Origin of the sequence: Blattabacterium punctulatus, assembly GCF_003226695.1 — a bacterium.
In the GTDB taxonomy this organism is placed as follows: Bacteria; Bacteroidota; Bacteroidia; order Flavobacteriales; family Blattabacteriaceae; genus Blattabacterium; species Blattabacterium punctulatus.
In genome coordinates, this window is sequence record NZ_CP029808.1 from 504,515 (window position 1) to 527,886 (window position 23,372).

The following is a 23,372-nucleotide window of genomic DNA, read 5'->3' on the forward strand; positions in this document are numbered from 1 at the left end:
GTTTATATTTTTATTTCCAGATGTTTATTATCGTATTCTATTCATAGAACGAATTAATTCTATATCTTTTTTTATTTTTTTATTAGAAAGATATAGAAATAACATCGTTGATAATATAAGAATAATAAGATTTTTTTTTATTAAAAAATATTTATAATAATACGAAAAAAAAAGAATGTATATTAAAGTAGCACTATTTATAAGTATATTTAAACAATTACAAAAAATTTGAATTTCTTTTTTTTTAAAAAAAAGAAGACTTATAATAGATAAAATAAAAGTTATAATTAAAAAAATTAAAAATATTTTATCTATAAAAAAGGAATTTTTTATTTCTTTTTGTTGATAATAATAAACGTATAAATATAAAGAAATAGAGGAAATTAATATAGATAAAAATAAATAAAAAGTTTGTATTCGGTATAACATAAGATTAAAAAAATATTTTATAATTTTTTAGATTGAAATTCAAATTAATTTGTATAATTGCATTTATAGTAAAGATACTATCTTAAAAGCCAAGATTGGCATATATAAAATCTAACCCAATTACTTTATTATGTATGATATTACTGAATTAAAAAGTAAAAAACTTTTTGAATTACAGGAGATTGCTCGTACTTTAGGATTAAAAAAATATACACAATTACGAAAAAACGAACTCCTAGAAAAAATAATTTCCATTTTCAATAAAAAAAAATATACTCAAATGTCTTCTTCAAAGATAGAAAATTCTTTATTAAAAAAAGGATTTAAAATTCGAAAAAAAACAGAATCTAAGATCCTATTTTCAGAAAATATTAATGAAAAAAAGAAATTCCTTCCTAAGGAAAATTTAAATAAATCTTCCAAAATTCCAGAAGAAACTGGAAAATATAAAAAAAAATATTTTCCAAGTTGGAAAAAAATTGATAGATCGGAATCTAAAACTCCTATTAGTACAGAGAGTAGTGGATTTTCACAAAAATCATCCAATAAATATCGTGCTCCTGAATATGAATTTGAGGGAATTATAATTAGTGAAGGAGTTCTAGATATTATGCAAGAAAACTATGGTTTTTTAAGGTCTTCTGATTTTAATTATTTATCATCTCCTGATGATATTTACGTTTCTCAATCTCAAATTAGACTTTTTGGAATGAAAACTGGAGACACGATAAGAGGTGAGGTTCGTCCTCCTAAAGAAGGAGAAAAATATTTTCCTTTAATTAAAATTCTTGAAATTAATGGAAGAAATCCTTCTTTTGTAAGAGAAAGAGATTCTTTTGAACATTTAACTCCACTTTTCCCCAATGAAAAATTTAAATTAGCTGAAAAAAATGCGACTCTTTCTACAAGAATAGTAGATCTTTTCACACCAATAGGAAAAGGACAAAGAGGAATGATTGTAGCCCCTCCAAAAACAGGAAAAACTACTTTATTAAAGGAAATAGCTAATGCTATTGCTGCTAATCATCCTGAGGTTTATCTAATTATTTTACTTATTGATGAAAGACCTGAGGAAGTTACAGATATGCAACGAAACGTTAAAGGAGAAGTAATCGCTTCTACTTTTGATGAACCAGCAGAAAGACATGTAAAAGTAGCTAATATTGTATTACAAAAAGCTAAAAGAATGGTAGAATGTTCTCATGATGTTGTTATATTATTAGATTCTATAACCCGTTTAGCACGTGCATATAATACTGTTTCTCCAGCTTCTGGAAAAGTTTTATCAGGAGGAGTAGATGCCAATGCTTTGCATAGACCAAAAAGGTTTTTTGGTGCGGCTAGAAATATAGAAGATGGAGGTTCTTTATCTATTATTGCTACCGCTATGATCGATACAGGATCAAAAATGGATGAAGTTATTTTTGAAGAATTTAAAGGTACCGGAAACAAAGAACTTCAATTAGATAGAAAAATTTCTAATAAACGAATTTATCCAGCTATTGATCTTGTTTCATCTAGTACAAGAAAGGATGATCTATTGTTAGACACAAATACATTGCAAAGAATGTGGATTTTACGAAAACATCTTTCCGATATGAATCCAGTAGAAGCCATGGAATTTTTAAGATCTCGTATGGCTAGAACTAAAAATAATGAAGAATTTTTAATATCAATGAATGGATGATCAAAATTTTTTATTGATACTTGATTTTGTTAATGAAAAACATTATATTATAAATTATATGACGCGGGATGGAGCAGTTGGTAGCTCGTCGGGCTCATAACCCGAAGGTCATAGGTTCGAGTCCTATTCCCGCTATTTTTTTATAACTTCATAAAATTCTTAATATCCTTTTTTTTATGGTATTCTATTATTTTTTGGGAATTTTATGTTCTTTTATTTTTTTTATATTTATCTATTTTTTTAGAAAATTAGAATTTTTTTTAATAGAAAAATTAAAAGATCATCGAAATGAAATACAAAAAATATTTCAATATGATAGAATTGAATTTGAAAATTCTTTTAAAGAGATTAAGAATGAAATGGTACAATCTATAATAGATTTTCAAAATTCTATTGATGGAAGAATTCAGTTTTATATTGAAAATCAATCTAATAAATTAAATTTTATTCATTTAGAACAAGAAAAATTGGTTAGAATAACAGAGAAAAAATTAGAAGAAATCAAAGAAAATGTGAATGAAAAACTTCAAAATTCTTTGAATTTACATTTGGATAAATCTTTTGAAATCATTGGGAATCATTTGTCTTTTTTACAGGAAAGGGTGGGAGATATGAAGAATTTAGCACAGGATGTAAATGTTTTAAAAAGAACTTTAAATCATGTAAAAATATGTGGAAGTTTTAGTGAAATGCAATTATCTATGCTTTTGCAACAGATTCTATCCCCAGAACAATATGCCTGTAACGTAGTGACTAAATCTAGTACAAATTTTGTAGTGGAATTTGCTATTAAACTTCCAGGACTTGGAGATGGAAATATTATTTGGTTACCGATTGATGTAAAATTTCCAAAAGAAACTTATGAAAAAGTACAAATAGCTTATAATTTAGGAGAAAAAAAAAATATAGAAATAGCTAAAAAAAATATGGTATCTGTTCTTAAAAAAATGTCTAAGGATATTAATGATAAATATATAGATCCTCCACATACTACTGATTTTGCTATTCTTTTTTTGCCATTTGAAGGAATATATGCTGAAATAGTGAAAAATTCCAGCTTATTAGAAGAATTACAAAGAAAATATAAAATTGTAATTACCGGACCTTCTACATTGGCTGCTATGTTAAATAGTTTACAGATTGGGTTTCGTACTTTAGCTATTCAAAAAAAAAGTTCCGAAGTATGGAAAGTTTTAGAAACTGTAAAAAAAGAATTTATAAAATTTGGATCATTACTTCATCAAGCACAAGATAAATTACAAGAAGCGGCGAAAAATATAGATAAAGTAATGGGTCTTAGGAAAAATTTAATTGAAAAAAAATTAAGAGATATAGATAATTATTAGCGGAGAGAAAGGGATTCGAACCCTTGACACTTTTTTTGTGAACACGCTTTCCAGGCGTGCGCCTTAATCCTCTCGGCCATCTCTCCTAATCCAAAATAAAAGTAAGACTATAAGCCGGATTCTGTTTTTATACCTATCATTTATCTAGGATAGTAGTTACCTATTATCTCTATCTGCCTACCCCCCGGTATCAACCGAGTCAGTTTTCCGGTATATATGGCATTTCACCGTACAGAGTTTACATGATTTCACTACAGCTTATATTTTTTATAGATATATTTATTCTGTACTTCCTTTCTGTTGCACTATTCCTCACCTTACGGTGGATGGATGTTATCCATTGTACTGCTCTATGGTGTCCGGACTTTCCTCATTTTTTAATAATGTGATAGGACGTCTTACTTTTATTTTATTACCATATTGGAGTAAATATTTTTTATATTTTCATTTTCTTTAAGTTTTTCAATAAAATTTGATATTTTTTTTCCATTTTCTTTTGAAATAGATTTAGGATGTTTAGCAATTTGTTGGATGATAGATTTATGAAAAATTTTTAATTTTTCATAATTATTTTTCATTAAACCAAAATATTTAAAATCTGTATATATATACATTTTTTTTTCATCCTTTCTGATCTCTTTTGCTCCAAAATCTATGGAAATTAGTTCAAAATTATCCATTGAGCAAGGAATATCTTTTTTTTTTATAGAAAAAATACCTATCCGATTAAATAAATGAGTCAATGTTCCATTATGAAATAATCTTCCTCCATTTTTGTTAAAAAAAATTTTTATATTGGAAGTTGTTTTAATACTATTATCCGTCATACATTCTATAATCAAACTAATTCCTTGTATTTGTCCCTCTAAATTTAAATTTTTGTAATTATTTTTATTATTTTTTGAAGCTTTTTGTATAGTTTTTTCTATAGTTATTTTTGGGATATTCAATGATTTTGCGTTAATAATAGCTTTTTTCAAACGAAAAGAATTATTATTTGATCCTGATTCTCTGACAGCCATATAAATTTCTTTAATGATTTTAGAGAATTTTTTAGATTTTATAAAATCTTGATGAGATTTTCTATGTTGGATATTTGTCCACTTACTATGTCCTGACATGTAATTTTTATAATTATTTATAAAGTACTTTTGAATAGACAGATTTTTTTTATCTATCTTCGCTAAAAAATCACTATAAATAAAAAATTGGAAAAGCAATTTAGTAAAAAAAATAATTATGTCAAAAGTTTGTGAACTTACAGGAAAAAGAGCAATGATAGGGAATCGAGTTTCTCATGCTAACAATAAAAATAAACGTCATTTCAATATAAATTTATGCAAAAAACGTTTTTTTTTAACAAAAGAAAAAAAATGGATTACTTTAAAAATTTGTACTTCTGTTATTAAATTGATTAATAAAATTGGAATTGAAAATACATTAAAACGTTTTAAATATAAATATTATGGGAAAGAAAGGAAATAGAATACAAATAATATTGGAATGTTCTGAACAGAGAAAAATGGGGGTTTCTGGCTCCTATAGATATATTACTACAAAAAATAAAAAAAATACTCCAAATAGAATGAAATTAAAAAAATATAATCCCAAATTGAGAAAATACACAATTTATAAGGAAATAAAATAAATATGTCTAAAAAAATTGTAGAAAATAAAAAAAAAAAAAATGATAAAAAGATGATTATGGCAATTCGAGTAATTAAATCTAAAAAATCAGGTTTTTACACTTTTGAAAATAAAATTATAACCGATAATGAAGTAGATAAATTTTTCCAGTATAAAATAAAAAATTAATTGTGTAGTCTTTAAATTCAATCAATAAAAATGTTTTTTCTAAAAAAAAATAAAATAAAAGAAGCATTCGATCAGGAATTAAAAAAAACTAGAGAATCTTTTTTCTCTAGAATAAAAAATATTTTTTTACGAAAATCAACATTGAAAATTGATATAGAAGAATTTCTAGATCATATAGAAGAGATATTATTATCTTCGGATATAGGGACCAAAACTACCATTAAAATTATTAATAATCTTGAAAATAGAATTAAAAAGGAAAAATATGAAGATCATCAAAAATTATATGAATTTTTGAAAGAAGAAATGAAAGTTCCTTTCATGAATATTAAAAATGAAGGGTTAGAACGAACAATAAAAAAATATAAAAAAAAACCATATGTAATTATGATAATTGGAGTAAATGGAGTAGGAAAAACTACTACTATTGGTAAATTAGCATTTTTTTTAAAAAAAAAAGGATTTAATTTAATTATAGGAGCTTCGGATACATTTCGTGCAGCGGCTATAAGACAACTTGAAATATGGTCAAAAAAAGTCAATATTCCATTGATAAAAAAACATATGGATGCAGATCCCGCTTCTGTTGCGTACGATACTTTGCAATCTGCAAAATCTAAAAATATGGACGTTGTATTGATTGATACAGCTGGTAGATTACAAAATAAAATTGGACTTATGGAAGAACTTTCTAAAATAAGTAGGGTTATGAAAAAAGTTATACCTGAAGCTCCTCATGAAATTATGCTGGTTTTGGATTCTACAACGGGTCAAAATGCGTTTGAACAAGTGAAAAAATTTTCTTTTTTTGTGAAAATTTCTTCTATAATATTAACAAAATTAGAAGGTACTGCTAAAGGAGGAGTAGTCATAGGAATTGTAGATCAATTTAAAATACCTATTAAATATATTGGAATAGGAGAAAAAATACAAGATTTGAAAGAATTTGATGGTAAAAAATTTATCGATTCTTTTTTTATTAGTACTACTACTCATCAAAAAAATAAAAAAGATATAATACAAGATAATTGACATTATTTTTTTTCATTTTAAATGATATAGTCTTGTTATTTTTTTTTCTATTTTTTATTAAAATTTTTTAATTATGGAAAATAATAAAATTAGTGTTACTTCAGATAATATTTTTCCAATTATAAAAAGATTTCTTTATTCTGATCAAGAAATTTTTTTACGAGAACTAGTTTCCAATGCAACAGATGCAATTTTAAAATTAAAAACTCTAGAAAAAGTAAAAGAAATAGATGAGGTAATTAATGATAATTTATTGAAAATTAAAATAAGAATAGATAAAAAAAATAATACAATTCATATCATTGATAATGGAATTGGAATGACAAAAGAAGAAGTAGAAAAATATATAAATAAAATAGCTTTTTCTGGAGCGGAAGAATTTATTCAAAAATATCAAGATAACGCATCTTCTATTATTGGTCATTTTGGATTAGGATTTTATTCTTCTTTTATGGTAGCAAAAAAGGTAATTATTATTACTCAATCTTATATAAAAAATTCATATACAGTATTATGGTCATGCGAAGGAACTCCAAAATTCAGTATGGTAGAAACTGAAAAAAGAAAAAGAGGAACAGAAATAATTTTATTTATTAATGAAGATAGTCAAGAATTTTTAGAATACAATCGTATTTTAAAATTACTTCATAAATATTGTAAATTTATGCCGATTCCTATATTCCTATTTTCAGAAGAAGAAAAAGAAATTAGAATCAACAATATTGATCCTATTTGGAAAAAAAATCCTATTCATTTAAGTGACAAAGACTATTTAAATTTTTATCATGAATTATATCCAAAACATTTCGAAGAGGCATTATTCTGGGCTCATCTAAACATAGATTATCCTTTTCATTTAACAGGAATTTTATATTTTCCAAAAATAGAAAATAAAATGAATGTTCAAAAAGGTAGAATTCATTTATATAAAAATCAAGTTTATATAACGGATAATTTAAAAGGAATAGTTCCAGATTTTCTAAGTTTATTAAAGGGGATTATAGATTCCCCAGATATTCCTCTCAATGTTTCACGTTCTCATTTTCAATTGAATACATCAGTAAAAAATATATCAAAATATATAATAAGAAAAGTTGCTGATAAACTTAATTCTATGTTTAAAAAAGATAGAAAAAATTTTCAAAAAAAGTGGGAATACATAAAAATTATCATAGAATATGGGATGATTAGTACAAAAAATTTTTTTGATAAAGCTAATAATTTTTTCATTTATCTTACAGTAAATGGAGAATTTTTTACTTTAGAGGAATTAAAAGAAAAAGTAAAAAATTCTCAAAAAAATAAAGATGAAAAAATTGTTTTTCTTTATACTTCAGATAAAGAAAAACAATATAGTTATATTAAAGAAGCAGAAAAAAGATCTTATGAAGTTTTAATTTTAAATAGTCCACTTACCGCACATTTAATACAAAAATTGGAAATTACTTATAAGGATATTTTTTTTGTTCGTGTAGATTCAGATCATATTGATAAATTAATCGATAATAAAAAAGAAAAATATTCTTCTGAACTTTCTGAAAAAGAAAAAGAAGATTTAAAAAATTTTGTAAATAAAAATTTAATAAAAGAATATGAGTTTTCCGTAAAATTGGAAAACTTATCTAAAATTGATCCTCCTTTTTTGATCATTATACCAGAATTTATAAGAAGAATGAGAGAAATTAGTACTTTAGGAAAAGATATTATAAAACATGATAAAGAAAAATTTTATCAATTAATTGTAAATACAAATCATATTTTAATGAAGAAAATATTAAGGGAATCATGTAATGCAAGAAAAAAAGAACTTATTCAAGAGGCTTTAAATTTTACACTTTTATCAAATAATTTATTAAAAGGAAAAAATCTCATTATTTTTATTTCAAAAAAAATAGAAGATCTTACTAATCAATAAAAATCAATTGGTTAGTTATTATTAAATTTTCTTAATTTAATACTTGTTAATACTTTTTTTGTATATAAAGGAAAATCTGAATTTTGTATCCAATCATAATAATTGGTATCTTTTTCAAAAATTTTGAATATTTTTTCTCCTTTATATTTTCCAAAATTGAATATTTCATCCCCATTTTCATCTATTTTTATAAAACCAGCAAGATCGGCTATATTTTTTTGATAAGAAAATTTGTTTAGACTTTTTACATCTTTTTTGAGATCTTTATATTTTTCTAATTGAGCAAGTAATATTTCATACGTAGCAAATGTATCTGCTTTGGAACTATGAGCCTTTACAAGATCTTTTTTACAATAATATTTATAAGCAGCTGAAAGATTTCTAGGTTCCATTTTGTGAAAAATTACTTGTACGTCTATTGTATTATGTTTTTTTATATCAAAAGAAATTCCTGCACGTAACATTTCTTCCACTAAAATGGGTATGTCAAATCTATTAGAATTATAACCTGCTAAATCCGTATTTTCAATCATTTTTAGAATCGGGATCGCTACATTTTTAAATGGTAATTTTCCTTCTACATCTTCATCTTTTATTCCATGAATAGCGGTAGATTTTGGTGGTATAGGCATTTCAGGAAAAATAAGCCAAGTTTTATCTTCTTGTTTTCCATTTGGAAATATTTTCAATATAGAGATTTCTATAATTCGATCTTTTCCAATATTTATTCCTGTAGATTCTATATCAAAGAAACAAATAGGACGATTTAATTGTAATTTCATGTTTTTTAATGTAATTTTTTTCTATTAAATCTATGAAAATATATTGAAGTTATCATATATAAAATGATAATACATGGAATAGATACCATATGTAAAGTTAATAAAAGAAGTAGACTCATTAGTAAAAATAAATAGCGTATTTTATTTTTTTTCCAAGAAAGACCATAAAAATTAAAGGAAATCATCGGTATCTTAGTTATTAAAAAATAACAGGAAAAAAAAATTATTAAAAACATTATAATAGGAGAAAATATCATTTTTTTTATTATAATATTTATATTATTACTGGGTATATATTTTTTCATTATAATAGATAAAGAAGTAAAAAATATGGTATTCACTGGAGTGGTCAACCCATAATTTTTTTTATCCATATAATAAGTTATATTAAATTTAGCTAAACGCCATGCCGAAAATATGGTAATCAAAAAAGAAGACCATTCTATGAATGGTATTCTTTTTTGATTACCATTCATATTTTGAAACAAAAGAAAAACTATTATCGATGGTACTAACCCAAAAGATACCATATCTGCTAAGGAATCTAATTCTTTACCAAACTTATTTTCTATTTTCATGGATCTAGATATAAATCCATCTAAAAAATCAAAAATTAATGAAAATGTAGTACAAATAGCAGAATACTCAAAAAGTTTTGATTGTAAAAAAATAATAGAAATACACCCAAAAAATAAGTTTAATAGAGTAAAAATATTTGGAATAATTTTTGTTATTTTTTTCATTAATATATAATATTATCAAAATAATATTTTATTTTTTATACGTTATGATCAATTTTTTTTACGAAATTTCTAATTTTTCTATTCAAAATGAATCTATATTTATTCAATCTATTTGTATTATATTAAAAAATGAAGGAAAAAATGTTGGAAATATTAATTATATTTTTTGTAGTGATAATTATATTTTAAATATAAATAAAAAATTTCTTCGAAAAGATTATTACACTGATGTCATAGCGTTTTCAGGATTTGATGAAAAAAAAAAAAGTATATATCAGGAGATATCTATATTAGCATAGATAGAGTTTTAGATAATTCTAAACAATGGAATCAATTGTTTCAAGTTGAATTAAAACGTGTTATGATCCATGCTATATTACATTTTTTGGGGTATGATGATAAAAAAATAAAAAGTAAAAAATTAATGAGAAAAAAAGAAGAGTTTTATTTAATTTTATTTCAATAGAAAAATTATGTTTTTAGATACATATGATATTATTATTGTTGGAGGAGGCCATGCAGGAGCAGAAGCAGCATCGGCCTCTTCTAAAATGGGATCAAAAACTTTACTAATTACAAGTAATTTACAAACAATTGGTCAAATGTCATGTAATCCAGCTATAGGAGGAATAGCTAAAGGACAAATAATAAGAGAAATAGATGCTCTAGGAGGTTATTCAGGGATAATATCCGATTATAGTATGATTCAATTTAGAATGTTGAATAAGTCTAAAGGGCCTGCTATGTGGAGTCCTAGAGCACAATGTGATAGAAAATTATTTTCTAATAATTGGAGATTTTTTTTAGAAAAAAATCATCAATTAGACCTATATCAAGATACGGTTACTTCTTTAATTGTAAGAAAAAAAATAGTTAAAGGAGTGATCACCTCTTTTGGAATAAAAATAATGGGAAAATCGGTCATACTTACAAATGGAACATTTTTAAATGGAAAAATCCATATTGGTGAAAAAAAAATTAATGGAGGTAGAATATCGGAAAAAGAGGTTAGAGGGATAACAGAACAATTAACTCAATTTTTCGGATTTAAACATGGAAGAATGAAAACAGGTACTTCACCTAGAGTAGATGGACGCTCTTTGAATTACAAAAAAATGAAAGTTCAAAAGGGAGATTGTAATCCTAAAAAATTTTCTTTTTCAAAAACAATAAAATTAAAAAAACAATGTGTATGTTATATTTCTTATACAAATGAAAAAATTCATGATTTTATTCAAAAAAATTTGATATATTCTCCTATTTTTACAGGATCAATTCAAGGTGTTAGCCCTAGATATTGTCCTTCTATAGAAGAAAAAATTTATAGATTTTCCGATAAAAAAGAACATCATATTTTTGTAGAACCAGAGGGATGGAATACAGTAGAAGTATATATAAATGGATTTTCGACTTCTTTACCAGAAAAAAAACAATACCAAGCTTTAAAAAAAATTTCAGGATTCGAAAAAGTTAAAATGTTAAGACCTGGATATGCTATTGAATATGATTATTTTTCTCCAATCCAATTAAAACTTACTTTGGAAAGTAAGTTAATCAAAAATCTTTTTTTTGCGGGACAAATTAATGGTACTACAGGTTATGAAGAAGCTGCTGCGCAAGGATTAATTGCTGGAATTAATGCTCATCTAAAAATTCATGAAAAAAAGCCATTTATTCTAAAAAGAAACCAAGCTTATATTGGAGTATTAATAGATGATTTGATTACAAAAGGGACAGAAGAACCCTATAGAATGTTTACTTCAAGAGCAGAATATAGAATGTTATTACGTCAAGATAATGCGGATGAAAGATTAACCCATATGGGTTATAAAATTGGATTAATTTCAGAAAAAAGAATGAAATTAGTAGAAAAAAAAAAATATAAAGTTGAAAAATGTATTTCTTTATTTAAAAAAATTAATCTGACTCCAAAAATACTTAATCCAATTCTAAATATTAAAAAATCTCCTATTGTATATCAGGAAAAAAAAATAGATATAATTTTATCTCGTTCGGAAATCGATATACAAGATATAATTTCTATCCCTTTTTTAAAAAAAGAGATAGAAATTAATAATCTTAATCAACAAGAAATATTAGAGCAAGTTTCTATTCAAATTAAATATAAAGGATATATTGAACGGGAAAAAAAAAATGCTAAAAAATTGTTAAAACTTGAAAATATTCGAATTCCACATAATTTTGATTATGAAAAAATTAAATCTTTATCTATAGAATCTAGGGAAAAATTAACTTATCACCGTCCGGAAACTTTTTCACAAGCTTCAAGGATTAGTGGGATTTCTCCTTCGGATTTAAGTATTTTATTAGTTTATATAGGTCGTTAATTTTCAGTTTTAGATAGAATAAATAAATCTTCATCTTCTTTTTTCATATAGAATTTTTCCCTAGCTATTTTTTCCAAGTATTTAGGATCATTATTTAACTTTTTAAGATGATCACCTTCCAAAAAAATTTTATTTTTTAAATAATCTCTATCTAATATCATTTTATTGATAGTTTTTTTTAGTTTCCAATGTAAAATTAAAGAATTGGTATCAAAAAAAAACATCCATATAAAAAAAGATAAACTGATCCAAAAATATTTAGTTTTAAATATTTTATACATTATGTATTTTTTTTTCATTTATCCAATTTTTTATAGTGTTAACTCCTATACTTATAGTCCAATATATAATCAAAAAAAATAAAAAAAAAATACACCAAAATCCAGATATTGTGATGAGTATAAAAAATAAAAATCCTATAAATTTGATTATCATAATATAATTAATAAATTTGAAAAAAAAATTATACTTTTTTTTATAAAAAGTTTATTAATTTCGTAAAAAAATAAAAATGATTTTTAGAACCGAAAAAGATACATTAGGAATGGTAAAAGTTCCTATGGATAAATATTGGGGGGCTCAAACCGAAAGATCAAGAAATAATTTTAGAATAGGAAGAGAAGGATCTATGCCGATAGAAATTATTCATTCTTTTGCTCTTTTAAAGAAAGCAGCTGCATATGCCAATTTTGAATTTGGAATTTTGTCGAAAAAAAAAAGAGATTTAATTACTTTGGTTTGTGAAGAAATTATAGAAGGAAAATTAGATGATCAATTTCCTTTAGTTATATGGCAAACAGGATCTGGTACACATACTAATATGAATATAAATGAAGTAATTTCCAATCGATCACATGTTTTAATGGGAGGTAAACTTGGAAAAAGTAAATCTTTTATACATCCAAATGATGATGTAAATATGTCACAATCATCTAATGATACCTATTCAAGTGCAATGAATATTGCATCCTATAAAAAATTGATAGAAAAAACAATTCCTTCTATAGAAATTCTACGTAATACATTGGAAAAGAAAACAAAATTATTCAAAAATGTGATTAAAATAGGGAGGACTCATCTTATGGATGCCATTCCTATAACTTTAGGACAGGAATTTTCCGGTTATGTTTCTCAAATAGATCATGGATTAAATTCTATTAAAAAAACTTTAGATCATCTTTCTGAATTAGCTATTGGAGGAACAGCTGTTGGGACAGGATTAAATTCACCTAAAGGATATGATATAAAAGTAACTGATTATATATGTAAATATACTGGACTTCCATTTAAAGTAGCAAATAATAAATTTGAAGCAATAGCATCTCATGATGCTATTGTAGAATCTCATGCTTCTCTCAAACAAATTTCGGTTTCTTTGATTAAAATAGCAAATGATATTAGATTTTTATCTTCGGGACCTCGTTCCGGAATAGGAGAAATTTATCTTCCTGAAAATGAACCTGGATCTTCTATTATGCCTGGAAAAATTAATCCAACACAATGTGAATCTCTTATAATGGTTTGTACACAAGTCATAGGAAATGATTTATCTATTTCAATAGCAGGAGCATCCGGAAATTATGAATTAAATGTTTCTAAACCATTAATGGCTTATAATTTTCTTCAATCTTCGCAACTTATTTCTGATGCTTGTAGTTCTTTTTCTAATTTATGTGTTAAAGGAATTATCCCAAATTATACAAAAATTAAAGAATTATTAAATAGATCTTTAATGTTAATAACAGTACTTAATAATTGTATTGGATACGAAAAAGCAGCAAAAATTTCAAAAAAAGCTTATGAAAATAATAGTACTCTAAAAGAGGAAGCGGTACGATTAGGATATTTGACAATTGATGAATTTGATAAATTAGTAAGACCAGATAAAATGATATAAATCATTATCATAATTAGGAAAATATTTCCTTTACGTTTGTTTCGGTTATATTTGCTATGTTTCTTTCCGAAATAGAATAAATATTTGAAAGTTTTTTTAAAATTATTTTTAAGTAAATCGGTTCATTTCTTTTTCCTTTAAAAGGATAAGGAGATAAAAATGGAGAATCTGTTTCTAATACTATATTTTTTAAATTAATTTTATGTAAAAATGAACTAATATTATTATTTTTAAAAGTAATCATACCTCCAATTCCGATTTTTAATCCAAAATTAATAATTTTTTTTGCTTGTTCTAAGTTTCCAGAAAAACAATGAAAAATTCCTTTTACAGGATAATTTTTTTTTAAAATATCAAAAACTGGATCAAAAGCTTTTCTACAGTGAATCACTATAGGTAATTTTTTTATTTTTGCATATTGTATTTGAGTTTGAAAGGCATATCTTTGTTCAAGAATAAATTTTTTTTCTAAGTGTAAATCTATTCCAATTTCTCCTATAGAAATAAAAGTATGTTGATCTAACCATTTTTTAATGCTATTTAATTCATTTTCTAAATTTTCTGGGGTAACTTTACTAGGGTGTAATCCTATCATGGGAAAACATATATTTGGATATTTTTTTTCTAATTTTAGTATTTTAGGAATTGTGGTACTATCTATAGAAGGAATATACAATTTATGGATTTTGTTATGAATTGCAGTTTTTATGACAAAATCTCTATCTTTATCAAATTGTTTCATATATAAATGAGTATGTGTATCAGTAATTTTCATATAAATAAACATTAAAAAATTTTTTCTGTCTGTATGAAAGCTTATATATTTCCTGGTCAAGGTGCACAATATATGGGAATGGGAAAAGATTTATACAATTTTTCTAATTTAGCAAAAAAATTGTTTCAATTATCCGATGATATTTTAGGATTTCATATGAAAAATATTATGTTTAATGGTTCTATGGAGGTTCTAAAAAAAACTAAATATACACAACTTGCTATTTATATATATTCAGTAATAAAAGCAAAAATTTTAGATAATTTTAATCCAGATATGGTAGCTGGACATTCTCTTGGAGAATTATCTGCTTTAACTGCTATTAATGTATTTTCTTTTGAAGATGGATTAATTTTAGTAGATAAAAGAGCCTCTATTATGCAAGAAATATGTGAATATATACATGGAGGAATGGCAGTAATATTCGGATTAGAAGATGAAATTATAGAGAAAGTTTGTAAAGAAGATAATGGGATAGTTGTTCCTTCTAATTATAATAGTCCTGGACAATTGGTAATTTCTGGAGAAGAAAAATCTTTAAAAAGAGTTTGTCAATCTTTAAAAAAAATAGGAGCTAAAAGAATATTAAGACTTCCTGTTCATGGAGCCTTTCATTCTCCAATTATGGAGCCAGCTAAAAAAAAATTATCAAAATTTATAGAAAAAATTTCATTTAAAGACTCTCAATGTCCAATATATCAGAATGTAACGGCTAAATCAGTTACAAAATCTAACGATATAAAAAAAAATCTTATAGAACAATTAACATCTCCCGTTAAATGGAAACAATTAATAGAAAATATGATTGATAATGGAGCAGTTTCCTTTATAGAAGTAGGTCCAGGAAATATTTTACAAGGAATAACGAAAAATATTTTCAAGAAAATTTATAAAAAATGATTTTTATTAGTATTATGCGGCAATATGAACATTTTTTTTATAGTCATGGAAAATTGTTATTAACAGGAGAATATTTTATTTTATATGGAGCTTATGGTTTAGCTTTACCTACCGTAAAAGGACAATCATTTACTATATATTATGATAAAAATTGTTCTGGATATTCTGGATTGCATTGGAAAAGTTTTGATAATATAGATAAACCTTGGTTTGAAGTATTTTTTAAACTTCCTTCTTTAGATATTTGTTATGATACAGAAAAAAAAATAGCTTTTAGATTAAGAAATATATTGTTGGAATCTAGAAAAATTAAAAAAAATTTTCTTAAAAATTCATTTGGTATTTTTTATGTAAAAACGAAATTAGAATTTCCTATAAATTGGGGGTTAGGTAGTAGTTCTACTTTAATTAATAATATAGCAAAATGGGCTAGTATAGATCCTTATATGTTATTAGAAAAAAATTTTCCAGGAAGTGGATATGATATAGCGTGTGTATCCAATTCAAAACCAATAATTTTTAAATTAAAAAATAAAAAACCTCATGTTATTCCTATAAATTTTAATCCTCCATTTAAAAAAAAACTTTTTTTTCTATATCTTAATAAAAAAAAAAATACTTGTGAAGGAATTCGATTTTTTCGTTCAAAAAAAAACATATCTAGTAAAAGTATTGATTCTATTTCTTCCATAACTAAAAAAATTATAGTTTGTAAAACTTTGAAAGAATTTGAAATATTATTACTTAAACATGAAAGGATTATATCCGGAATACTTGATATACCTACTGTAAAAGAACATTATTTTCCAGATTATTTAGGTATCGTAAAAAGTTTAGGAACTTGGGGTGGGGATTTTGTTTTAATAAGTTTCAGAAAGGGAATGAAAAAATATTTTTCAAAAAAAGGATTTAATACTATTCTTTCATTTGATGAAATGATTCTTTGATCATAAAATATAAAGTCTATTATTTCAATATTTAAATTGTAAAAATTATTTATATTTTATTCAAAATTTATTTATTATGTGCAAAATTATTAATTTTGATATTAATGGATGTAATTATAAACTTCCCATAGTTTATGGAACTTTTTTTGAAGAAAAAGCTATTAATATATCTAAACTTAGAGAAAATACCGGATTTATTACATTTGATCCAGGATTAAAAAATACAGGAATTGTTAAAAGCTCTATTAGTTTTATAGATGGGGAAAAAGGAATTCTATTATATAGAGGTTATCCAGTTGAACAACTTATTAAAAAATGTTCATTTATAGAAACTAGTTATCTACTATTAAATGGAGAACTTCCTAATACTGAACAATTAAAATTTTTTTCTGAAAAAATAAAAGAATTCAATTCCATTAATCATAAAATATATCAAATACTGGATAAGTTTCCAGTTTTTTATCATCCTATGGGTATATTATCATCTTTAACGTGTATTCTTACTGCATTTACAGATTATATTAATATAAAAGAGGAAGATATGTTTTTATATCTTTTAGCAAAACTACCTGTATTAGCAGCTTTAACTTATAGAAAAAAAGTAGGTCTTCCTCCATCTTATGCCGATAAGGATTTATATTATACTTCTAATCTTTTAAAAATGTTTTTTTCTATTCCAAAGAAATGTTATCAAATTAATCCAATTATTACAGATGCTTTAGATAAACTTTTAATATTACATGCAGATCATGAACAAAATTGTTCTACTACTACTGTACGTTTATTAGGTTCTGCATATGTAGGATTATTTTCATCTATATCCTCTGGAATTAGCGCTCTTTGGGGAAGATTACATGGAGGAGCTAATCAGGCAGTTATAGAAATGTTAGAAAATATTCTTAAAAGTGGTGGAAATATAAAGAAATGGGTGGATAAAGCAAAAGATAAAAAAGATCCGTTTCGATTGATGGGATTCGGACATAGAATTTATAAAAATTTTGATCCTAGAGCTAAAATAGTTAAAAAAATAGCCGAAAAAATTATTTGTGAATTAGGAATTCATGATCCAATTTTAGAATTAGCAAAGGAACTTGAAAAAATAGCTATTCAAGATCCATATTTTATAGAAAAAAAATTATATCCAAATATAGATTTTTATTCAGGAATTATTTATCAAGCTATAGGAATTCCAAAAGATATGTTTACGGTTATGTTTGCTTTAGGTAGATTACCTGGATGGATGGCACATTGGAAAGAAATGAGATTGAATCAAGAACCTATAGGAAGACCTAGACAAATTTATATAGGATATAAAAAAAGAAATATATAATAAAATTATTATATAATGTGCGGGCGAAGGGATTCGAACCCTTATACCTAATGGCATCAGATCCTAAGTCTGACGTGTCTACCAATTTCACCACGCCCACATTATAAATTTAATAGAAATTTTTATTATTAAATAAATGAAGAGGATATAATTTCCTTATTTTTATTTAAAATTTTATATTCCGTGTATTTAAATGAATTTCTAGGAATAATTTTAATCCATTTTTTATATTTAAATAACCATTTTTGTTGAATTGAAGGAAATCCTTTTTTAAGATAAGCTGCGACAAAAGAATGTATATGTAATTGTATTCCCTTTTCTCCTTTATGATTCATAATTTTTTCTAAGATAAATTCTAGATTATGAATATAAATTATAGGAGATTTTGATTTTTGATATTTTTCATTATATTTTAATTCAGGTCTTACTCTCTGACGAGTGAATTGAACTAATCCAAATTCATTTGGAGGTAATATTTGGTGTTTAGCTTTATCGTTTTTCATTTTTTCTTTTAAATGTTCATACAATCTTCTTTTTTGATAAGGGTCATACATATCTATAAAATCTACAACAATGATTCCTCCCATATTTCTCAATCTAATTTGTCTAGCAATTTCTGTTGCAGCTAAAAGATTTACTTGCAATACATGATCAATTCTTTCTGATTCCGTACAATTTTTTTTAATATGATTAATCATTCCACTATTAACATCTATGACATGTAATGCTTCAGTATGTTCAATTACAAGATAAGCCCCATTTCCTAGAGGAACATTTTTACCTAAAAAAATTTGTATTTGTTTTTCAATTCCATATTTTTCAAATATGGGGATATTACCTTTATAATATTTAATAATACTTTTTTTTTCTGGAGCAATAAAAGATAAATAAGAACTAATTTCTTTACAAAGAAAACTATTATTACAATAAATTGATTTAAAATCATCATTAAATGTATCTCTTAATAAACAAGAAGTTTTATTATTTTCACTTAAAACTTTAACTGGAGGTAATTTTATCAAATTATTTAATATTTTTCTCCATTTTTTTATCAAAATAAAAAGTTCTTTTTTTAAAATCTGTTCAATTTTAAAACATGCTACTGTACGAATGATTATACCAAATTTTTTTGGTTTTATTTTTTGCATGTATAAAATCAATCTATTTTTTTCTTTTATATTTTTTATTTTATGAGAAATAGTAACTTTTTCCGAAAAAGGAATTAATACTAAATTTCTTCCCGGAATACAAATTTTTGCCGTTAATTTTGGTCCTTTATTCGAAATAGGTTCTTTCGATATTTGAACTAAAATATTTTGTCCAAGATATAATATTTTTTCTATAGAACTTTTATCCTCTTTATTATTTAAAAACAAAGTATTATTTAAAAAATTTTTTTTTTTATTTATGGTAATTAAATCTAACATTTTTTCGATTTGAAAACCAAGATCATCATAATGTAAAAAAGCACCTTTTAAATAACCTATATCAATAATAGCAGCATTTAATCCATATGAAATTTTTTTAACTATTCCTAAGTATATATCCCCTACAGAAATTTTATTATTGTAATTTTCTTGATGAAGTTCCAACAACTTTCCTTTTTCTAAAAGAGCTATCTTAACTTCTTGTTCTTCTGCATTTATAACTAATTCTTTATTCATACACAAAAACAAGAAAAAAAAAATTAGAAATTATAATAGATTAACTTTTGATAAAGATGATCAAATTTTTATTTTTTTTTCTTATGTCTATTTTTTCTATTTCTTTTTTTTCTTTTATGGGTAGCTATTTTTCGTCTTTTTCTTTTTTTTCCGTTTGGCATAATAATTTTAAATCGTTGTTGATTTATCTTTAGACATATTATTTTTTTTAATAATAGAAACGTTTTTCTTTACTAATTCAGTAAATGCTTTTGAAGGTTTAAATGCTGGTATATTATGCTCAGGAATTACAATAGATATATCCTTGGATATATGACGGCCTAATTTTTCAGCTCTATATTTAATAATAAATGATCCAAATCCTCTTAAATAAACATTTTCTCCAGATGTAAGGCTTTCTTTTATTTTTTTCATAAAAGTTTCTATAACCTTTTTTGTATCAATTCGTTCAGATCCAGTTTCTGATATGATTTCTGTTATTATATCTGCTTTTGTCATGTTTAATCCTTCTAATAATATCCAAAATTCGGTTTCTTAAATATACCAATTTTTTATAAAATTGCTCTAAAATTAAATTATACATGGATTTTTCTAAAAAAATAATAAATTGGTATAAAAATAATCATAGAAAACTTCCTTGGAGAAAAAATAAAAATCCATATTATATATTAGTTTCAGAGTTTATGTTACAACAAACAAAAGTTTCTCAAACTCTAAAATATTATTCGGATTTTATACAAAAATTTCCAAATTTAGAAAAGCTTGCTCAAGCTGAAGAAAAAGAAGTATTAAAAGTATGGGAAGGATTAGGGTATTATAAAAGAGCTATAAATTTACATTCTTTTGCAAAAAAAATAAGAGAAAAATCTATTGGATTTTTTCCTAAAAAATACAAAGATCTTATTAAATATAAAGGGATAGGACCATATACGGGAGCTGCAATAGCTTCTATATGTTTTGATGAAGTAGTTCCATCTATAGATGGAAATTTTTATAGGTTATTTTCTAGATATTTAGGAATTTATAATAATATTACATCAATATTGACGAAAAAAATATTCCGAACTTTAATTTTAAAAATGATGGATAAGAAAAATCCTGGTATTTTCAATCAAGCTATCATGGATTTAGGTGCTACTTTATGTACACCAAAAAAGGTTAAATGTTTTTTATGTCCTATAAAAATTGATTGTTTTTCATTGAAAAATGGAACTATATATGAATTACCTGTTAAAAATATAATAAAAAAATCTATAAAGAATAGATTTTTTTATTATATTTTTATATGTAATAATAATAAAAAATTTTTTATTAAAAAGAGATCTAATAAAGATATATGGAAAGGACTTTATGAGTTTCCTTTAATAGAATCAGAAAATGGGCTAACCCATTTAGAAATACGGGATAAAATTTGGAAAAAATATAAAATATTTTCTGAAAATATCATTTATCAAGTAAAACATAAAATAACTAATCAAATTTTATTTATTCAATTTTTGAATTGTAAAATGATACAATCTATTCAAATAAAAAAAAGTTTAAATAATTGTTTTTATATTTCATATAAAAAAATTTGTAATTACCCTTTTCCTAATCCTATTATTTTGTTTTTGAAAAATAAAAAAATGATTTAGTTTTTTTTATCTTTGATTAAATAAAAATTCAATTTTTTGTTCATCATCATTATTTTCTTTTCTAAAACTTAAAAAATTCAATATATTGGAAAGAGAATCTTTGACGAATTTTTTTTTAAAAAGTACTTTATATATTCAAATAATTCTTTATTTTTTATTAATAATAATCTTACTATTATTTTCTGCTCTTATATCTGGATCAGAAACTGCTTTTTTTTGTCTTGAAAAAAAAACTATTGATAGGGAAATAAGAAAAAATCCTTATAGAGGAGATAAAGTATTAAAAATACTAAAAAATAAAAAAAAACTTTTAGCTACTATACTGATATCTAATAATTTTTCTAATATTGGAATAGTTATATTAAGTTCATCCTTAATAACAGAATATTTTTTTAAAAATAGTTTTTTTTATAAAGTTCCTATAAACTTTCTATTAGAAGTAATTCTTTTAACTTTTATTTTACTTTTATTTGGAGAAATAATTCCAAAAATATATGCTAGAAAAAATAATTTTCGTTTTGCTATTTTAATGTCTCAAACAATAATTAACCTTAGTAAAATATTGGATCCTATCAGTAAAATTATGATTATAGTTTCTAGATTTATAGAGAAAAAAATAAAAAAAAAAAAGAATAGAATATCCGTAGATCAACTTTCAAAAGCTTTAAAAATTGCATCTTCAAATCAAAAAAATATTAAAGAATGTCAATTTTTGAAAAGAATTGTTGATTTTGGAAATACGGAAACACATCAAATTATGACTCCAAGAATAGATATGTTTGCTTTAAATAAAAATACATTATTTTCTAATACTTTAGAATTAGTTCGTTATCAAGGATATTCTAGAATACCGATTTATAAAGATAGTATTGATGATATTGAAGGAGTACTTTTTGCTAAAGATCTTCTTCCATTTATTCATGAAAAGGAATTTGAATGGACTCAACTAATTCATACTCCATTTTTTGTTCCAGAAAATAAAAAAATAGATGATCTTTTAAATGATTTTAAAAAAATAAAAATACATTTAGCAATTGTTGTTGATGAATATGGAGGAACTTGTGGAATAGTTACTCTTGAAGATGTTATTGAAGAAATAGTAGGAGATATTATTGATGAATTTGATGAAGAAAACTTATCTTATTCTAAATTAAATCACAATAATTACTTATTTGATGGAAAAACTTCTTTAATTGATTTTTACCGTATTATGAAAATAAAAGAAGAAGTTTTTTTTGAGAAAAAAAAAGGTGATGCAGATACTCTAGGTGGTTTTATTATGGAAATAAATAAAGAATTTCCAAAAAAAAAACAAAAAATTAATTTTTTAAATTATTCTTTTCTGATAAGAAGAATAGATAACAAAAGAATAAAAAGTATAGAAGTAATAAGAAAAAAAAATTAAATTATTTTATTTATTACGATAAATAGAATTAAATTTATATAATAATAAGATAATCAATGAACGATACAATTTATTTTCTTTTTTTTAAGATAGATTAATCTTATGAAAAAGAAAAAAGTAATAATCTTTTTTTGTAGTATTATTTTAATAATAGGAGTAACATTTTTTTTATATAAAAAATTTTTTTTATTTCCATTAGAAAAAAAAGCTTTAACAGAATTAATTTACGCTCAAAAATATCTTTCAGAAGGATTTATAAATAAAGCATTAAATAAAAAAAAACTTAAAATACCTTATCTTGGATTTTATGGAATTGTTACTAAATATCCTTCAACTAAAGCAGGTAATATATCTAAATTTTATGCAGGAATATGCTATTATAAATTAGGAAATTATAAGGAATCTATAAAAATGATGAATCATTTTTATGCAAAAGATGAATTTTTATCTTCTATAAAATATGGAATAATAGGAGATGCTTTTACACAAATTAAAAATAATAATGAAGCTTTAAAAAATTATATAAAAGCTGCTAATATAAGAGAAAACGAAATTACTACACCTCTTTATTATTATAAAGCAGCATTATTAAACTTTTCCATTAAAAAATATAGGGATTCTAAATTTTTTCTGAAAAAAATAGAAAAAAAATATCCTTTTTTTTTATATAAGGATAATGTAGATAAATATATCATGTTTATTGAAAATAAATTATAATAATTC

At 23.7% G+C, this 23,372-nt stretch carries 25 protein-coding genes, 3 tRNA genes and 1 other RNA gene; 18 read left to right on the forward strand and 11 right to left on the reverse strand.

The genetic code is table 11. The features are described 5' to 3' along the window. Positions 1 to 27 precede the first annotated feature (27 nt). Positions 28 to 429: a DUF4293 family protein gene (locus DM780_RS02470; protein WP_110548850.1), complete on the reverse strand. Its 402-nt coding sequence runs from the start codon at positions 427 to 429 to the stop codon at positions 28 to 30. 130 nt (positions 430 to 559) lie between these two features. Between DM780_RS02470 and rho the strand changes: the two genes are divergently transcribed. The 3 genes from rho to DM780_RS02485 all read left to right on the forward strand — a co-directional run bounded on the left by rho (position 560) and on the right by DM780_RS02485 (position 3,462). Continuing rightward, positions 560 to 2,116 carry a transcription termination factor Rho gene (gene rho, locus DM780_RS02475; RefSeq protein WP_110548851.1) on the forward strand — a complete coding sequence of 519 codons (1,557 nt, stop codon included), beginning with the start codon at positions 560 to 562 and terminating at the stop codon, positions 2,114 to 2,116. Positions 2,117 to 2,178: 62 nt separating this feature from the next. Next, a tRNA-Met gene (locus tag DM780_RS02480) sits at positions 2,179 to 2,251 on the forward strand. A 41-nt stretch (positions 2,252 to 2,292) separates the two neighbouring features. Continuing rightward, positions 2,293 to 3,462, forward strand: a complete 1,170-nt coding sequence (locus tag DM780_RS02485) for a DNA recombination protein RmuC (protein ID WP_110548852.1) — start codon at positions 2,293 to 2,295, stop codon at positions 3,460 to 3,462. Here DM780_RS02485 and DM780_RS02490 read toward each other — a convergent pair. From DM780_RS02490 to DM780_RS02500, 3 genes are all read right to left on the reverse strand, one after another. Next, a tRNA-Ser gene (locus DM780_RS02490) sits at positions 3,463 to 3,548 on the reverse strand. Positions 3,549 to 3,556: 8 nt separating this feature from the next. Next, positions 3,557 to 3,867: RNase P RNA component class A (rnpB, locus tag DM780_RS02495), an RNA gene on the reverse strand. Continuing rightward, complete coding sequence (locus DM780_RS02500; protein WP_110548853.1) at positions 3,867 to 4,583, reverse strand: YebC/PmpR family DNA-binding transcriptional regulator; 717 nt, start codon at positions 4,581 to 4,583, stop codon at positions 3,867 to 3,869. Before DM780_RS02500 ends, rnpB begins: the two co-directional genes overlap by 1 nt. Before the next feature lie 118 nt (positions 4,584 to 4,701). On the opposite strand from DM780_RS02500, the gene rpmB reads away from it, so the two are divergent. From rpmB to htpG, 5 genes are all read left to right on the forward strand, one after another. Beyond that, positions 4,702 to 4,947: a 50S ribosomal protein L28 gene (gene rpmB / locus DM780_RS02505; protein ID WP_110548854.1), complete on the forward strand. Its 246-nt coding sequence runs from the start codon at positions 4,702 to 4,704 to the stop codon at positions 4,945 to 4,947. Continuing rightward, positions 4,928 to 5,110, forward strand: a complete 183-nt coding sequence (gene rpmG, locus DM780_RS02510) for a 50S ribosomal protein L33 (RefSeq protein WP_110548855.1) — start codon at positions 4,928 to 4,930, stop codon at positions 5,108 to 5,110. Before rpmB ends, rpmG begins: the two co-directional genes overlap by 20 nt. A 2-nt stretch (positions 5,111 to 5,112) precedes the next feature. Beyond that, entirely contained in the window at positions 5,113 to 5,277 is a 165-nt protein-coding gene (locus DM780_RS02515) for a DUF4295 family protein (RefSeq protein ID WP_110548856.1), read from the forward strand. A 30-nt stretch (positions 5,278 to 5,307) separates the two neighbouring features. Next, the gene (gene ftsY, locus DM780_RS02520) at positions 5,308 to 6,309 is read left to right on the forward strand and encodes a signal recognition particle-docking protein FtsY (protein WP_110548857.1); all 1,002 of its coding nucleotides are present in this window, start codon (positions 5,308 to 5,310) and stop codon (positions 6,307 to 6,309) included. Positions 6,310 to 6,382: 73 nt separating this feature from the next. Continuing rightward, positions 6,383 to 8,224, forward strand: a complete 1,842-nt coding sequence (gene htpG / locus DM780_RS02525) for a molecular chaperone HtpG (RefSeq protein ID WP_110548858.1) — start codon at positions 6,383 to 6,385, stop codon at positions 8,222 to 8,224. An 11-nt stretch (positions 8,225 to 8,235) separates the two neighbouring features. On the opposite strand, the gene DM780_RS02530 is transcribed toward htpG, so the two are convergent. Next, positions 8,236 to 9,006: a 3'-5' exonuclease gene (locus tag DM780_RS02530; protein WP_110548859.1), complete on the reverse strand. Its 771-nt coding sequence runs from the start codon at positions 9,004 to 9,006 to the stop codon at positions 8,236 to 8,238. Positions 9,007 to 9,011: 5 nt separating this feature from the next. Next, entirely contained in the window at positions 9,012 to 9,749 is a 738-nt protein-coding gene (locus tag DM780_RS02535; protein WP_110548860.1) for a CDP-alcohol phosphatidyltransferase family protein, read from the reverse strand. A 44-nt stretch (positions 9,750 to 9,793) separates the two neighbouring features. On the opposite strand from DM780_RS02535, the gene DM780_RS03065 reads away from it, so the two are divergent. From DM780_RS03065 to mnmG, 3 genes are read left to right on the forward strand one after another with little or no spacing between them, the layout of a single operon-like run. Next, positions 9,794 to 10,048 carry an rRNA maturation RNAse YbeY gene (locus tag DM780_RS03065; RefSeq protein ID WP_262494721.1) on the forward strand — a complete coding sequence of 85 codons (255 nt, stop codon included), beginning with the start codon at positions 9,794 to 9,796 and terminating at the stop codon, positions 10,046 to 10,048. Further along, complete coding sequence (locus DM780_RS03070) at positions 10,045 to 10,215, forward strand: rRNA maturation RNAse YbeY (RefSeq protein WP_262494730.1); 171 nt, start codon at positions 10,045 to 10,047, stop codon at positions 10,213 to 10,215. Before DM780_RS03065 ends, DM780_RS03070 begins: the two co-directional genes overlap by 4 nt. A 7-nt stretch (positions 10,216 to 10,222) precedes the next feature. Next, positions 10,223 to 12,097, forward strand: coding sequence for a tRNA uridine-5-carboxymethylaminomethyl(34) synthesis enzyme MnmG (gene mnmG, locus DM780_RS02545; protein WP_110548861.1), 1,875 nt, complete (start codon positions 10,223 to 10,225; stop codon positions 12,095 to 12,097). On the opposite strand, the gene DM780_RS02550 is transcribed toward mnmG, so the two are convergent. Next, on the reverse strand, positions 12,094 to 12,378 hold the full coding sequence (locus tag DM780_RS02550) for an FtsB family cell division protein (protein ID WP_110548983.1): 285 nt from the start codon (positions 12,376 to 12,378) through the stop codon (positions 12,094 to 12,096). The two genes, mnmG and DM780_RS02550, sit on opposite strands and share 4 nt — an antisense overlap. A gap of 230 nt (positions 12,379 to 12,608) precedes the next feature. Here DM780_RS02550 and fumC point away from each other — a divergent pair, with 230 nt between their 5' ends. Beyond that, the gene (fumC, locus tag DM780_RS02555; protein ID WP_110548862.1) at positions 12,609 to 13,994 is read left to right on the forward strand and encodes a class II fumarate hydratase; all 1,386 of its coding nucleotides are present in this window, start codon (positions 12,609 to 12,611) and stop codon (positions 13,992 to 13,994) included. A 13-nt stretch (positions 13,995 to 14,007) separates the two neighbouring features. On the opposite strand, the gene DM780_RS02560 is transcribed toward fumC, so the two are convergent. Beyond that, positions 14,008 to 14,769, reverse strand: coding sequence for a TatD family hydrolase (locus DM780_RS02560; RefSeq protein WP_110548984.1), 762 nt, complete (start codon positions 14,767 to 14,769; stop codon positions 14,008 to 14,010). A 33-nt stretch (positions 14,770 to 14,802) separates the two neighbouring features. Here DM780_RS02560 and fabD point away from each other — a divergent pair, with 33 nt between their 5' ends. The 3 genes from fabD to DM780_RS02575 all read left to right on the forward strand — a co-directional run bounded on the left by fabD (position 14,803) and on the right by DM780_RS02575 (position 17,946). Continuing rightward, positions 14,803 to 15,669, forward strand: a complete 867-nt coding sequence (gene fabD / locus DM780_RS02565) for an ACP S-malonyltransferase (protein WP_110548863.1) — start codon at positions 14,803 to 14,805, stop codon at positions 15,667 to 15,669. Beyond that, a complete protein-coding gene (locus DM780_RS02570) occupies positions 15,666 to 16,616 on the forward strand; it encodes a GYDIA family GHMP kinase (RefSeq protein WP_110548864.1) in 951 nt (316 codons plus the stop codon). Before fabD ends, DM780_RS02570 begins: the two co-directional genes overlap by 4 nt. A 76-nt stretch (positions 16,617 to 16,692) precedes the next feature. Further along, positions 16,693 to 17,946, forward strand: a complete 1,254-nt coding sequence (locus tag DM780_RS02575) for a citrate synthase (RefSeq protein WP_110548865.1) — start codon at positions 16,693 to 16,695, stop codon at positions 17,944 to 17,946. Positions 17,947 to 17,964: 18 nt separating this feature from the next. Here DM780_RS02575 and DM780_RS02580 read toward each other — a convergent pair. From DM780_RS02580 to DM780_RS02590, 3 genes are all read right to left on the reverse strand, one after another. Beyond that, positions 17,965 to 18,046, reverse strand: a tRNA-Leu gene (locus DM780_RS02580). A gap of 28 nt (positions 18,047 to 18,074) precedes the next feature. Continuing rightward, on the reverse strand, positions 18,075 to 19,610 hold the full coding sequence (locus DM780_RS02585) for an Rne/Rng family ribonuclease (RefSeq protein WP_110548866.1): 1,536 nt from the start codon (positions 19,608 to 19,610) through the stop codon (positions 18,075 to 18,077). Positions 19,611 to 19,778: 168 nt separating this feature from the next. Further along, positions 19,779 to 20,108, reverse strand: a complete 330-nt coding sequence (locus tag DM780_RS02590; RefSeq protein ID WP_110548867.1) for an HU family DNA-binding protein — start codon at positions 20,106 to 20,108, stop codon at positions 19,779 to 19,781. Positions 20,109 to 20,191: 83 nt separating this feature from the next. On the opposite strand from DM780_RS02590, the gene mutY reads away from it, so the two are divergent. From mutY to DM780_RS02605, 3 genes are all read left to right on the forward strand, one after another. Continuing rightward, positions 20,192 to 21,244, forward strand: coding sequence for an A/G-specific adenine glycosylase (gene mutY / locus DM780_RS02595; protein WP_110548868.1), 1,053 nt, complete (start codon positions 20,192 to 20,194; stop codon positions 21,242 to 21,244). Positions 21,245 to 21,329: 85 nt separating this feature from the next. Then, positions 21,330 to 22,649, forward strand: a complete 1,320-nt coding sequence (gene gldE / locus DM780_RS02600) for a gliding motility-associated protein GldE (protein ID WP_110548869.1) — start codon at positions 21,330 to 21,332, stop codon at positions 22,647 to 22,649. A gap of 102 nt (positions 22,650 to 22,751) precedes the next feature. Further along, the gene (locus tag DM780_RS02605) at positions 22,752 to 23,366 is read left to right on the forward strand and encodes a tetratricopeptide repeat protein (protein ID WP_110548870.1); all 615 of its coding nucleotides are present in this window, start codon (positions 22,752 to 22,754) and stop codon (positions 23,364 to 23,366) included. Positions 23,367 to 23,372: the final 6 nt, after the last annotated feature.

Excerpts from the sequence above, each read along its gene's own strand:
- DM780_RS02590 (WP_110548867.1), bottom strand. The coding sequence starts at position 20,108 with ATGACAAAAGCAGATATAATAACAGAAATCATATCAGAAACTGGATCT.
- fumC (WP_110548862.1), top strand. The coding sequence starts at position 12,609 with ATGATTTTTAGAACCGAAAAAGATACATTAGGAATGGTAAAAGTTCCT.
- DM780_RS03065 (WP_262494721.1), top strand. The coding sequence starts at position 9,794 with ATGATCAATTTTTTTTACGAAATTTCTAATTTTTCTATTCAAAATGAA.
- rpmB (WP_110548854.1), top strand. The coding sequence starts at position 4,702 with ATGTCAAAAGTTTGTGAACTTACAGGAAAAAGAGCAATGATAGGGAAT.
- DM780_RS02605 (WP_110548870.1), top strand. The coding sequence starts at position 22,752 with ATGAAAAAGAAAAAAGTAATAATCTTTTTTTGTAGTATTATTTTAATA.
- htpG (WP_110548858.1), top strand. The coding sequence starts at position 6,383 with ATGGAAAATAATAAAATTAGTGTTACTTCAGATAATATTTTTCCAATT.
- DM780_RS02535 (WP_110548860.1), bottom strand. The coding sequence starts at position 9,749 with ATGAAAAAAATAACAAAAATTATTCCAAATATTTTTACTCTATTAAAC.
- DM780_RS02585 (WP_110548866.1), bottom strand. The coding sequence starts at position 19,610 with ATGAATAAAGAATTAGTTATAAATGCAGAAGAACAAGAAGTTAAGATA.
- DM780_RS02575 (WP_110548865.1), top strand. The coding sequence starts at position 16,693 with ATGTGCAAAATTATTAATTTTGATATTAATGGATGTAATTATAAACTT.
- rho (WP_110548851.1), top strand. The coding sequence starts at position 560 with ATGTATGATATTACTGAATTAAAAAGTAAAAAACTTTTTGAATTACAG.
- DM780_RS02485 (WP_110548852.1), top strand. The coding sequence starts at position 2,293 with ATGGTATTCTATTATTTTTTGGGAATTTTATGTTCTTTTATTTTTTTT.
- DM780_RS02560 (WP_110548984.1), bottom strand. The coding sequence starts at position 14,769 with ATGAAAATTACTGATACACATACTCATTTATATATGAAACAATTTGAT.
- DM780_RS02500 (WP_110548853.1), bottom strand. The coding sequence starts at position 4,583 with ATGTCAGGACATAGTAAGTGGACAAATATCCAACATAGAAAATCTCAT.
- mutY (WP_110548868.1), top strand. The coding sequence starts at position 20,192 with ATGGATTTTTCTAAAAAAATAATAAATTGGTATAAAAATAATCATAGA.
- DM780_RS02570 (WP_110548864.1), top strand. The coding sequence starts at position 15,666 with ATGATTTTTATTAGTATTATGCGGCAATATGAACATTTTTTTTATAGT.
- DM780_RS02550 (WP_110548983.1), bottom strand. The coding sequence starts at position 12,378 with ATGTATAAAATATTTAAAACTAAATATTTTTGGATCAGTTTATCTTTT.
- DM780_RS02470 (WP_110548850.1), bottom strand. The coding sequence starts at position 429 with ATGTTATACCGAATACAAACTTTTTATTTATTTTTATCTATATTAATT.
- ftsY (WP_110548857.1), top strand. The coding sequence starts at position 5,308 with ATGTTTTTTCTAAAAAAAAATAAAATAAAAGAAGCATTCGATCAGGAA.
- mnmG (WP_110548861.1), top strand. The coding sequence starts at position 10,223 with ATGTTTTTAGATACATATGATATTATTATTGTTGGAGGAGGCCATGCA.
- DM780_RS02515 (WP_110548856.1), top strand. The coding sequence starts at position 5,113 with ATGTCTAAAAAAATTGTAGAAAATAAAAAAAAAAAAAATGATAAAAAG.
- DM780_RS02530 (WP_110548859.1), bottom strand. The coding sequence starts at position 9,006 with ATGAAATTACAATTAAATCGTCCTATTTGTTTCTTTGATATAGAATCT.
- fabD (WP_110548863.1), top strand. The coding sequence starts at position 14,803 with ATGAAAGCTTATATATTTCCTGGTCAAGGTGCACAATATATGGGAATG.
- rpmG (WP_110548855.1), top strand. The coding sequence starts at position 4,928 with ATGGGAAAGAAAGGAAATAGAATACAAATAATATTGGAATGTTCTGAA.